This window comes from Nostoc sp. MS1 (assembly GCF_019976755.1).
Lineage (GTDB): Bacteria > Cyanobacteriota > Cyanobacteriia > Cyanobacteriales > Nostocaceae > Trichormus.
The window spans coordinates 1,495,622-1,508,968 of the sequence record NZ_AP023441.1 but is presented as its reverse complement, the minus strand read 5'-3'; the positions used below and the strand labels follow the sequence as shown (position 1 = coordinate 1,508,968).

General features: G+C 35.8%; 5 protein-coding genes. All 5 read right to left on the bottom strand.

The window, feature by feature from the left end; all coding sequences use genetic code 11:
* Positions 1-63: 63 nt before the first annotated feature.
* Positions 64-1,821 carry a diguanylate cyclase gene (locus tag NSMS1_RS06585; protein WP_224092038.1) on the bottom strand — a complete coding sequence of 586 codons (1,758 nt, stop codon included), beginning with the start codon at positions 1,819-1,821 and terminating at the stop codon, positions 64-66.
* 426 nt (positions 1,822-2,247) lie between these two features.
* Positions 2,248-3,750, bottom strand: a complete 1,503-nt coding sequence (locus NSMS1_RS06580; protein WP_224085439.1) for an IS5 family transposase — start codon at positions 3,748-3,750, stop codon at positions 2,248-2,250.
* A gap of 145 nt (positions 3,751-3,895) precedes the next feature.
* A complete protein-coding gene (locus tag NSMS1_RS06575) occupies positions 3,896-4,960 on the bottom strand; it encodes a hypothetical protein (protein WP_224092036.1) in 1,065 nt (354 codons plus the stop codon).
* Positions 4,961-5,159: 199 nt separating this feature from the next.
* A complete protein-coding gene (locus NSMS1_RS06570) occupies positions 5,160-7,133 on the bottom strand; it encodes a response regulator (protein WP_224092034.1) in 1,974 nt (657 codons plus the stop codon).
* A gap of 15 nt (positions 7,134-7,148) precedes the next feature.
* Positions 7,149-13,115, bottom strand: coding sequence for a hybrid sensor histidine kinase/response regulator (locus NSMS1_RS06565; protein WP_224092032.1), 5,967 nt, complete (start codon positions 13,113-13,115; stop codon positions 7,149-7,151).
* Positions 13,116-13,347 lie beyond the last annotated feature (232 nt).

Here is a 13,347-nt window from a genome sequence, read left to right as displayed (position 1 = left end):
CTTTAAGTGCTTGAGTCTGTAATATATTTTCGGAACTTTTATTTTTAGCCTTGCCGTAGGCTACTACGAATTATCAATTGCTTGCCTGTACACAACAACATGATTCTTAAAAGTTCGCTTTGCCTCAAGCATCGCTTGATTTGCTCGATCCAACAAATCCTTAACTGTAATACCAGGCTCAGATATAGCTATGCCAAACGAAGCGGTAACACTTTCAAGAATTTGCTCGCCATCTTTTAGCTGCATTTGAAAAATATCTATCCTGAGTTGTTCTACTCGCTCATTGAGAGTTTCCATCGTTACATTAGGCATAATAATCACAAATTCGTCTCCACCCCATCTGCAAGCAATATCAAAGGAACGAATAGATTTTAAAAGTTGCTTTGCTAATGCTTTAAGAGCAATGTTCGCAGTTAAATGTCCATAGCGTGAGTTATAAAATTTAAAGTTATCAATATCAAGAAAAACTACACCAAGTGAATGTCTCAGGCGTTCCGCCTCGGCTAACCTCTGCTCTGTTATGGTTTGCAGATAGTTAGGATTGAATAGTCCTGTCAAACTATCGCGCAAATTATCGTAAGTTAGACGTTGTTTCATCAACAAATTATTGAGTGCAAAGGCTAAATACCTAGCTATTATCTCAGCAATTTTTTGTTCTTCTGCTCCTATTTCTTCAAGAGCATGGATGTGTAAAAACCCAACTACTTCAGCTTGTCCTAACAATGGCACACATAAATGTGAACCACTAACAGGGTGTTCTAAATGGTTACATATCAACCCTAGATTAGAAGGTGATAATAAGTTTAATTTCCCTCTCCGCAATGCCCAACAATCAGATTTTGAAAATATTTCTTTACTTTGTTTTTCCGCTCCCCAAAAGCTTTTCATTTCTACATAGTTTTTGGAGTTAGCAATAATATTTATAGAGAAACTCATACTAGGAAAAAGCTTATTACAAGTCAAACTAACCACTTGATATACTTCATCTTCATACTCGCAAACATACAGCATATTAACCATGTCTAACAGACATGTAACTTGCTGATTTTTGGCTTCTAATGTAAGGTTTTTTTGTTCTAGTTGCTTACTTAAATCTGCTATGTGTCGCTGTGCTTCTACAGATTCTGTAATATCTATACTAATTCCGCCGATGCGACGCTCCCCTGTGGTGTCGTCGCTAAACGGAAATTTAAACGATAGCCAATAGTATGGCTGTTCACTATTTGGTATCTTTACCTCTTCAATTATTTTCAATGGGCGTAGAGCTTTCAAAACGATTTGATCGTTTTCCATCACCTTCCGCCCCTCTTCTGGATCTGGCAAAAATTCTTGATCAGTTTTTCCTAACCATTCAAGAGGCCCTACCAAAAATTTAGACTGCATTTCTTGGTTGTAATAAAGCACTCTAGATTGTTCATCTTTGATATATGCGCCAAATGGGCCTTGATCTAAAAATAATTGTTGCATCTGCTGGCTACGTTGCAGTTCTAGAGCATTTTTTTGAAATTTGCTAATTACCTCTATAATTTGATATAGAGTAGGTATTAACCACAACAAGGTAGACAAAGAAATAAACGCCATGATGTTGAGTACGCTTAAGTGTACCCAAGAAACTGGATTATGAGGCTCAAAAATTGCTAAAAAGTGATGTAATCCACAAAATAGTATAAATGCGCCTGATAAGAAAAATGCTAACCAAAATTTAGAAGGCACAGTTGCTTTAGTTCTAGCAAATAAAATTGCTATTACTATAGGAATACCAAAGTATGAAAATGCAGTGATGCCATGAGCAATTCTGTAATTCCAGTAAATAATTTCCATTAGTAAATTAATCAGAACAAGTCTGGTGTGTTTAAATACATTGTTAAGTATTCGACTATTCTATATTTATGATTATAAATTTTGGCTATAGTTAAGCATCTGTATAAAATAGCATTAGCCAAATAATCTTTTAAATATTCCTTTGGTATAACAACATATCTATCTATAGATATAGGTATAAAATTAAAATTTTGTTTATGTATATGATGAGTGATATATTATTATCAATGTAATACGCATTTTTTAAAGAAATTTGTTGTAGGTTATTGCTTACGCCTAACACACCATACATAATAAAATTTATAGTTTAAATTCGAGAAAATCGTCGGTTGCTATAGTCTGTTAATACTATCTGCGATCGCAACGCAACTAAAAAGGGCTTGCTGAAAAAGTCATTTCAAAGGAAGAGAAAAATTGATTAAGTAGTCAGTCCAGAAAAAAGATAAGTTTTTGTTGTTTAAGGTTTAATGAAATATCAGTTTCGATAATAGAAGAAGTAAAAAAAGACTCAGTTTTGAAAAATAGGCAAAAAAATACACAAAAAAGCCGTAATAGCAGAGTAGAAAGATTCATAACTAAAAAAGTTATGGCAATAGCGGTGAAAGAAGTATGAGGAAGTTTAGCCATAACTCTACCAAGGCTAAATCTTCGTTTACCTTGTCCAAACTTGCCCTCAATACAATTACGAATCCTTTCGTCATAAGCGGCTTGTTTCTTCTTTTCAGGGCTGACATTTTGGGGGGGTCTACCTAGTGGTGGGCCACTAATTCTAATTCCCCTTTCTTGACACCAAGCTCGATTCTCCCTCGTCCGATAAATCTTATCAACATGAACTGATTCAGGATAATATCCGGTGTAGTTTTTGTATGCTTCTACTTGTGATTTTAAGTCTCCTGATTCGTTAAAGTTGTCCCAACTAATATGGTCTAAAAATACATAGCCATCATAGTAACTAGCTGAAAACTTAGCCCCAAACTCTACTGTTCTCCCGGCTTTACCTCGGATAATCGGACGAATGTGTGGTTGGTTTAAACTGACAATGCGGTCTTGTATACTAATTTTTTGATTTTCATATAACCATAACTGTTGACGATAAACTTCTGCTACTACTAGCAACATCTTATATTGACTGTTGCTCAGTTTTAATAGTGACGCACCTAAATTTATTAGCTGCTGAATATGAGTTAAATTTCTGTTGATATATTGCAGTTGCTTTCTGATAGCTTTCCTTCTTTCTTTAACTGTTGGTTTTCTTTTCTTGGCTACTGCTAAATAATCCTTTCTTGCTTTGTTTCTGTAGGTTCTTGGTTTGTTGATATTTCTTACTAATAAGGACTTATATAATGTATCTATGATTGTTTCTGTTTGCTTTCTGGCTTGATTTAATAATCCTAAATCTGTCGGATAACTTATGTCTGCTGGCGCACAACTAGCATCTAATATTAATTTTCCTCTATTGGCTGGCTTACTTTTTGAATCCTCGACCTCTGGCTTTTTTGCTCTTACTTCTACCTCCTGTTTATTTTCTAACATCTTCCTGACTATTTCTTGATTGATTTTATTGACTAATTCTATATCTATCCTTTCTCTAAAATGAACTAGCATTGACGGGTCAAATGCAGATTCATTACTATATGCTGACATTCCTATAAAGTATTGCAGATACGGGTTCTCCCGAATTTGTTCTACTGTCTCTCTGTCACTTATTCCTAATTTTTCTTTAATTATTAATGCTCCCAACGCCATTCTAAATGTTTTGGCTGGCGCTCCCATTCTTGCTGAAAATATTTCTGCGTACTCTGCTTCAAATTTTGACCAAGGTATCATGTTCGCCATGATTACCCATCGGTTATCTGACGCTAGTTTTCCCCCAAAGGGTAGTTCAAAGTTTTCTGCTGCTTTTTCTTGCTTTTGCGCTCTTCGATACATTTTAACGCAACTTGCTACAAGGATTTTTACTTATCTTACCCTTTTTCTTTTCACCTTATTTTTCTTTCCTGACCCTGAAACTCTTCATTCTGCTATCTTTCGCCCTTATTCAGCCAGCCCTAAAAAGATACAGCATCAACATTCATTACTTCTTATCCTGGGTTAGCGGTGGTGCTAGAGGTCTTCTTGGTTTCCCACCACCAATACTACTAGGGCTATTATTATCTACAACTTGTAGCTGACTAAACAATATATTGACATCATCGAAAAAATCACCTTTGTTTGTAGCGATACTCAAGCCATAAGCTTGCTTAACTTCTTCACTAACTCCAGATTCCATACCAATATAATGAGCGTCCCAAGCTGCATCATCAACCACATAAGCACCATAATTTTGAAGGGCTTGAAATATCTTCTTTCCGGGAACAGTTTTTAAGCGAAGATTTTTTTGATTTACTTGGGGTGGAATAGCTAGTAAGCTTCCTTGAGTTAACGCTGGATTATTACCTTTATATTCATTAGCTGCATAAGAATCAGCGCGATCTGCTGGGTAACGAAAACCTTTTCTATCTTGAGAGTAATAAAGATATTTTTTGCTCCACAACAAAATCTTCAAAGCATGAGCAATTGGTTTCTTATTAATCAATTCACCTTTGCGAATAGAGCCACCAATACTAGATAATCCAGAGCCAAAATGTGCGCCTCCTCTACCTTCGCTATATAGAGATACATCGGGAAAGTATCTCCAACCATAAATCGGCCCACCTTTAACACATCGTGCTAGTGCATTAGCCTGCACAAGCGTTTTACCATCGGGAAGTAAAAAAGCAGTAGCATTGTTTGGAGTATTACGTGGTGTAACTGTAGCGTCTGGAATAATAAAATTATCAGGTATAGGTAAAGAAATATAAGCTGTATTTTTTCCCTGACATCTCTTAGTCCAGCTACCAGGAGTGTAAAGTGGTCGTTTTGGATCTGTAGCTTTTAACCTAAAAAAGTATTCAGTATCAGGTGCAACCCAAGCGGCTGGTTTTATGTTCGCTGGAACATACTTAGCTTTTGAGCCAATTGGTGTATTCCAAATTGAGTTAGAAGTGAATGGTTGTAGCCAAGGGTCACGAGTATTTTGATGCTTAGTTTGTGCTACTACTTCTATAGAAGTTAAGGATAATAAAAACAGGAATACCAAGACAATAATTCTTATGTGCATAAGGTATGTTGCTAATTCCCCTAATTTAACTAGGCTCTAACTGTGGGTTTTGGCGTTGTTTAAATTAAGAGAATTTTAGCTTGTTGGGGCAGTAAATATCAGTAACAGTAATTTTCTTAACTCTTGCCCTTTCAATTTTGGATTTGGGATTTTAAATTTTAGATTGAAGCATCCAATATAAAATCTAAAGTTCCCCTACTTAATGACTAACCTCCACAGGTATAAGTGCGCTGTGTAAAGTTTCTAGTAATTCTTTAGTTGTGTAGGGTTTGGCAAGAAATTTTTTCACTACTACAGATGCGGCTAGTTTTTGGTTAGTGACTAAACCGCTAACAGCAATGATTTTGACTTGAGAATTAATTTTTTGTAGGGCGCGGATGGAACTAATACCGTCCATTGACGGCATCATCATATCCATGAGGACTACGCTAATTTTATCTTTATGCTGGGCGTAGAGTGCGATCGCCTCTACTCCATCTGAGGCTGTTAGCACCTGATAGTTATAAGTCTCTAAAGAAATTCTCGTCATTTCTAAAATTTTGGCTTCGTCATCCACGACTAAAACCAACTCTCCGTTACCTTTGAGTAGTTCTAAGTCTTCTGCAAAAGATGTAGCCGTTGCCTCTACAGCCGGGATAAATACTTTAAACTCTGTGCCTCTACTAACTTCGCTATACACATTCACAAAACCATTATGGCTTTTAACAATGCCTTGTACCGTGGAAAGTCCTAACCCTGTACCTTTACCAACGTCTTTTGTGGTGAAGAATGGTTCAAAGATTCGCTCAAGTGTTTCTGGTTCTATGCCCATCCCCGTATCACTCACGGAAATTACTATATAATTGCCAACACGAGCATCAATATTCATCCGTGCGTAGTGTTCATTAATATATAAATTTTTGGCAGAAATAGTCAAATTACCCCCATTAGGCATAGCATCACGGGCATTAACTATAAGATTCATCAACACTTGATGTAGGTTTGTGGCATCACCAATAACAGTCCAAAGTTCTGTTTCAATGTTGGTTGCACATTCAATTGATTTGGGAAATGTTTCTTCAATAATTTGCTTAATTTCTGAAAATAAGTGGCTAATTTGGACAATCGTTCGTTTACCTTCCACACCACGGGTAAATTGTAATACCTGTTTAACCAAAGCAGCCCCACGTTTGGTATTAGATTCGATAGTTTTAAACATTTGCTGAGAGCGTTCGTCAACGTTGGGAAGTTTGAGTTGTAGTAGTTGAGATGCTGTGAGGATGGGTGTGAGGATATTATTCAAGTCGTGGGCAATACCACCAGCAAGAGTTCCTACACTTTCCAGTCGTTGGGCGCGGAGAAATTGGCTTTCTAATTGTTTTTTCGCTGTAATATCGGTATTGACTGTCAAAATTGATCTAGGTTGTCCATCCTGATCGCACATTAAATTCCAGCGACTAGCTACAATAATGGCTTTACCATCTTTGGTAATTTGTTGTAATTCCCCTTGCCAGTAACCATACTCCACCAAACTTTTCTTGACTACTTGCAGTTGCGATAGGGTTTGTGGTTTATATAAAAGTTTATTGGCATCCTGACCAATAATTTCCTTTGCCTGCCATCCATATAAATGTTCCGCGCCGTGGTTCCAAAAACGGATGCAGTTGTTTAAGTCCCGCACAAGAATGGCATCGGTAGTAATGTCAAGTAATGCAGCTTGTTCACGGAGTTTTTCTTCTACTCGCCGACGTTCCAAAATCTCCGCTTCTAGAAGCTGATTTTGTTCTTTGAGAGTTTTTGTCAGATGAGATAATTTAAGATGAAGTTTGACACGGGCTAAAACTTCTTCATGTTGTAGGGGTTTGGTAATGTAGTCTACAGCGCCTAAATTTAAGCCTTTAACTTTATCTACAGTGTCAGTCAGGGCTGTCATAAAGATGACAGGAATATCTTGTGTGAGGGGATTGTTTTTGAGATGTTGGCAAGTGTCAAAGCCGTTCATCCCTGGCATGAGAATATCTAACAATATTAAGTCTGGTGGTGCATATTCAGCTCTGGCGATCGCACTCTCACCATCCTCAGCAACTAACACTGTATAGCCAGCATTAGCCAAAAAATCAAACAGCAATTCTAAATTTGTCGGATTATCATCCACAATCAAGATGACACCCTGATCTAATGTATTCATATTCATATTTTTTAAAGTTTTTTAAAATTTTTTCAAAAATTCTACAATTTGCTTGCCTTTAAAACCCTTTACGAGTTGACGTAAATGATTTGCAAAAGGCACTAACTTTTCATCTAACTCCTCTAGTTTGGTAATTACGTGCGTAATACCTCTGAGGTTTCCCCGCATCGCCAAATCAAGCAAGATAGCTAAGTCATCTGTTGAGGGAGCAATTAATTGTATATTTTGTGTTGGGTACTTGAGATGGACACCTTCTGGTTGTTGTTTATAGTTTCTTCCATCTTGATAAATCCATTGCAATCCTAGATGAAACTGTAATTTTTCTAAAAGATCATTTACTTGAATTGGTTTAGGTAGAAAATCATCACAACCAACATCCAGGCTCTGCTGTTTTTCAACATCAAAAACACTAGCTGAAATAGCAATTACTGTTGTTTTATTAAGTTCAGGTAACATTCTCAGGCGACGAGTAGCTTCAAAGCCATCCATCACACTCATAACTAAATCCATGAAAATCAAATCTGGTTTGAATTGACAAGCTTTGTTCATCCCATCTAAACCATCAGTAGCTTCTAAGACATCAAAACCCAATGGTTGCAGCAAATTTACCAAAACAGAGCGATTTTCCCACTTATCATCTACCACCAAGATTTTGCGTTGCGAACCGACAAAACCGACAATATTAGCTTCATCGGGACTTTTAAACTCATGAGGTGATACTACCTCTGGTAAATCTAAGTCTAACCAAAAAATGCTGCCTTGACCTAACTTACTCTCAACCTTGATTTCGCCACCCATCATCTCTACTAATTGACGGCTAATTGCTAAACCTAAGCCTGTTCCTTCTGTTTTCCGACTATTTTCACCCACCTGTTTAAAAGGTAGAAATATTTCTTCTAATTGCTGTGGTGCAATGCCAATACCTGTATCTTCTATAGAAAATCTAATTTTCGGAATATTTTCTGCCGTCAATACATAGCCTACCTTAAAAGTAATGCAACCTTTTTCAGTAAATTTCACTGCATTACTAAGTAAATTAATTAACACTTGGCGTAACCGTTTTTCGTCAGCCAGAATAATCTTCGGTAACGGTGAAAGTTGCCGATAGACTAACGTTACACCTTTCTGTTCGGCACGGATACGGCACATCTGCACGATGCCTTCTAAAAATTGGGAAAAATGAAACTCTTGGGGGTAAATCTCCATTTTTCGAGCTTCAATTTTAGAAATATCTAAAATATCATTAATTAGTGTTAAAAGATGTTCCCCGCATTGGTGGATAATCGCTACACCATTTTTTTGCTGCTCGGTTAATGTTTGATCTTTTTTGAATATCTGAGTGTAACCTAAAATACCATTAAGCGGAGTCCGCAGTTCATGACTCATATTCGCTAAAAACTCGCTTTTGGCACGGTTAGCAGCCTCAGCAATTTCTTCTGCTCTTTGGCGTTCTTGAATTTCTATTTGTAATTGTAGGTTATTTTCTTGTAGCTCTAAAGTTCGTTCTTCCACCTTGGCTTCTAGGGTGCGGTTATATTCTTCTAAATCATCATACAACCGTGCATTTTCTAAAGAAATTGCTGCTTGGGATGACAAAAGCTGTAATATTTCTACACGCTCAGTGGTAAAAGCTCCTTTTGTCAGATTATTCTCTAAATAAAGAATCCCAATTAATTTACCTTGATTAACTATAGGAGTACATAAAATAGACTTTGGCTGATGCTTGATTATATAAATATCTGTTGTAAAGGCTCCCTCATGAGTTGCATCGTTGATCAGAATATTTTCTTGCGTCCGGTACACATAATTAATGATCGACATCGGTAAATTTTGCAATGATTCTACCGAAATTTTCTGGTTAATAGTGATTTCCTGTTGTCTATAACTGCCTGATGCTTCTATATATAATTTACCTGCGTTTTCTAACAGCAAAAATCCGGTTTCTGCACCAGCATTTTCTAAAACTATCTGCATTAATTTAGCTAACAATTTTTCCAAAACTATTTCACCGGAAAGAGCTTGTGAAGCTTTAATCACTGTAGCTAAGTCAAAAGTTTTCGGATTATCTGAAGTTTGTGCTATTGTTGCTCGTTTCTGGGCTATGCGCGAGAATATTTGTGGATATTTTAATTCTAAGTCTCTAACTTTTGCTCTTGCCCCCCAACGAATATAACCGTAATAAGCATCAGTTATATAGGTTTGGGCTATCTTTTCTTTTCCACACTGGAAGTAAAACCTAGCAGCTAATTCATTAGCTAAAGCTTCATCCTGTATATATCCATTTTCTTTAGCACCAGCTATAGCTATATCATAACTTTCCATAGCTTGCCAATAATTTCCTAATATCCTGAATTTCTCTGCTGCTATCAATTCATACTTATGTTGAAAATTCATCGGGGCATTATCTGCCCATTTACGCATTTTTTCTTGATTTTTACTCACCCGATTTAACAAATGTTCTGGCTTTGAGTTTGATCCTGATGAATATACTGCTAGTTGTGCTAATGAATCATAGAAGTAAAAAACTGGTACAACTAGAAACGCTTTGACACCATCTAAATATTGTTCACCTTGAGTGGCATTTTCCCCAGCTTGATTGTATTCGCCAAACAAGTAACAAAGGATGAGTTTATTGAGGTAAAAATAAAAAAGTACAGTTCTGGCATTAGCCGCTTGTAAACCTGCTAAAGATTCATCCTCGTTATAAACTTCACCTAGTAAACGACAATAATTTTCACTAGGATGAAGTAAATTGAGAATGGATTGACGATAGATTTGATTCCAACTTAAAGCGTTTTCTTGCTTAAATTGAGCTAGGGCCTCATTAACTTTTGCTATTTCTTGGTCTAGTTTTGGCAATTCCTGACCCATGAAGTATAAATGATGACAACGTTGAGCGATCGCATAACAACCATATTCCAAATGTCCGTTTTCCAAGCCACTTAAATAACCAGCTTGGAGAATAGGTAATGTCTCGCTAACGTGGACTTTTCCATGTACTGTACAAGAACCAGCTACAAAAAGTACATTAGTTTTAATGTCTACGGCGTTGAACTGTTCGACTAAGCTTAAAGCCAACTTGCCAAATTGGTAGGCTAACTCAATATCTTCAACTATTCCGTTTAAAATTACACCATAACAAACGTAACCATAAGCCGAGAAAGGTGAATTACCATATTCAATAGATAAATTTACTTGCTCACACACAACCAATGGAAACAATGCAGGTGCAGACTGATATGTAGGAGAACCCAAACTAGTTAACATCCGTATAGCTGCTAGTTTATCCACCTCAGTCATCAAAGGTAAATTAACCAAATCTTCGACATTTTTCTTTGCCAAGTTTGTTGCTGTTTGGTTGATAGTCTGCTCAATATCCCATGCACTAGGTGAATTTGGTAACTTTAATTCCAGTAGTTCTAATGATTCTAACCCTATCTTGACAGCTTCAAGTTGTCTGACTTGCGCCATACAAGCTTGGATTTTCACCTCATAAATTTTCATTTTGTCGATAGGGGTTTTTGCTTGTTGTAGAACTACATCAACCCATTCATCCATCTGTGCAAAATCGCCGTTGAGATAGGCTGTTTCTGTGGCTGACTCATATAACGCCAAGGTAAGATTGTACTGATGCTGCCAACTATTAGCGGTTAATAATGCCAAACCTACCTGGAGATACTTCATAGCAGACTCATAGGCTGTTGCAGCTTTGGCTTTTTGTCCAGCTATCAGATTTAGTTCAGCTAGCTCGTTCTTTTCCGAATCTGATGTGATTAAATCTACGCCATAATTTAGATGATTAACTAAGGCAAAAATATTTTCGTTGCGTTCTTCAGATTGAGTATTTTCTAGTAGTAGCTTACCAATGAAAAAATGTGTCTTTTGCTTTTGCGAGTTAGGAATTAGTGCATATGCAGCTTGTTGTACACGGTCATGTAAAAATTGGTAAGCAATAAATTTCTGGTTATGTGATTCATCAATAACTAGAGGAAGGTTATGAGAACTATCTAGCGGAAAAACTAAACCAGCCTGTAAAGCTAACCAAAGTTCTGTTGCTGTTTCTGAAAAACTTTTCTGATTAACAATACTTAAAATATCTAAATTAAATTTATTACCAATACATGCAGCTAACTTTAAAACATTTTGTGTTGTTATAGGTAACTTTTGAATTTGATTAATCATCAAATCCACAACATTGTCAGTAATGTTGATATTTTGAATTTTTGTAATATCCCATTGCCAGCAAGCTTGGTCGAAATTAAAAGTTAATAGATTTTCTTGGTAAAGTGACTTAATTAATTGCGTAACGAAAAATGGATTACCTTGAGTTTTAGCAAATAACAAATCTGCTAAGGGTCGGGAATTATCTTTGCTGGTGTAGATAGTATCACTGATTAATTGATTAACATGGTCAATTTGTAAAGGTTGGAGTATGATATGGTTAGGGATCGCGCCAGATTTTTGCATCTCATCTAAAGTCAACATCAATGGATGAGTAGCACTCACTTCATTATCTCGATATGCTCCTATAACTAATAGATATTGGCTATTTGAGTTATTTAATAATATTTGAATCAACTTGAGAGAATCTAAATCTGCCCATTGTAAATCATCTAGAAATAGTATTAAGGGATGCTCTGGCTGACAGAATACATGAATAAATTGTTGAAATATCCTTTGAAATCTGTTTTGAGATTCATTTATGCCTAACTGAGCAACAGGCGGTTGATTACCAATAATTTGTGCTAATTCGGGGATTACATCAATAATAATTTGACCATTTACACCGATTGCTGTCAATATCTTCTCTCGCCAATTTGCTATATTTTCGGTAGATTCTGTTAATAATTTTTGAATTAACTCTTGAAAAGCTTCAATAAAAGTTGTACAAGGAATATTCCGTTTAAATTGGTCAAATTTACCAGCAATAAAATAACCATGCCTAGCAGTTATAGATTTGTGAAGTTCATGCACTAAAGAAGATTTGCCAATACCTGAGTAACCACTAACTAAAGTTAATTCTACAGACCCAAGGCTAACCCGTTCAAAGGTATTCTTGAGTGCTTTAACTTCTGCCTCACGACCATATAATTTTTGTGGTATTAATAGTTGACTACATAAATCCATTTCACCAATACAGAAATTAGGTATAGTATTGGTCAATTCTATTTCTGCTAAACACTTTTCTAAATCTGCCTTAATTCCTAAAGCATTCTGATACCTATCTTCAGGTGTTTTAGCTAAAAGCTTCATCACAATATCAGAAACGGCTTGAGAAATTTCTAAATTGACTTCTTTGGGTGATAATGAAGTTTTAGCAATATGACAATGAATTAACTCTAAAGGCTCAGTAGTTATGAATGGTAGTTGTCCTGTAAACATTTCATAAAATGTCACACCCAAGGAATAAAAATCACTACGATAGTCAATAGCTCGATTCATTCTCCCTGTTTGTTCTGGAGATATGTAGGGGATATTACCTTCCCAAAAATTCCGGTTATCAACATGAAAGTTGTCTTTTACCAAATAACTTGCAAGGTTAAACTCTATAAATTTGGCTTTATACGTACTTAAATCTACTAAAATATTTTGGGAATTAATCCCTGTATGAATAATATGATTTTTATGTAGTTGTTCTAGTGTCGTGCAAATTTCAATAGCGATCCTCAAACTTTTTTTGATATCTAATTTTTGAGTTTTAATAATTTTTATTAAACTCTCTCCTTCAAAATCAGCAAAAATTACAGCTAATCCATTTTGATAGCTTTCCAATGCAAGCGGTTTAATGACTCCTTCTATTTCTAAATTTTGCAATATTTTATATTGATGTATTAGTTGAGCAATCTCTTCTATATTCGGATAATCGGTTTTTAGCGTTTTTATAATTACTGAAATCTGCTCTAGTTGTTTGTTAGCACGATAGATACAGGTATTTACCCCCTCATAAAGAAGTTCAGTAGGAGTGTAACCGAAGATGGTAATACCCATTTTTCTCTCACTGGTATAAAATAAAGCTTTTTGTTGAGCAATTGTTATAATTTTAGCTCTGTTTGACTTTGGCAGTCTTATCAATTGTCTACATAGATTTGGGGATTTAACCAAGTATTTAATTGAAAATAAAATTATGTAACTAAAATTCAATTATCTTGAAGTGATTACTTAACCACAAAGTCACAGAGTCACAGAGAAATGTATGATATTATGTCCGCTTAAACACTTA

Bases quoted from the DNA above. Each gene is read 5' to 3' on its own strand.
- NSMS1_RS06575 (WP_224092036.1), bottom strand. From the start codon at position 4,960: ATGCACATAAGAATTATTGTCTTGGTATTCCTGTTTTTATTATCCTTA.
- NSMS1_RS06580 (WP_224085439.1), bottom strand. From the start codon at position 3,750: ATGTATCGAAGAGCGCAAAAGCAAGAAAAAGCAGCAGAAAACTTTGAA.
- NSMS1_RS06585 (WP_224092038.1), bottom strand. From the start codon at position 1,821: ATGGAAATTATTTACTGGAATTACAGAATTGCTCATGGCATCACTGCA.
- NSMS1_RS06565 (WP_224092032.1), bottom strand. From the start codon at position 13,115: ATGGGTATTACCATCTTCGGTTACACTCCTACTGAACTTCTTTATGAG.
- NSMS1_RS06570 (WP_224092034.1), bottom strand. From the start codon at position 7,133: ATGAATATGAATACATTAGATCAGGGTGTCATCTTGATTGTGGATGAT.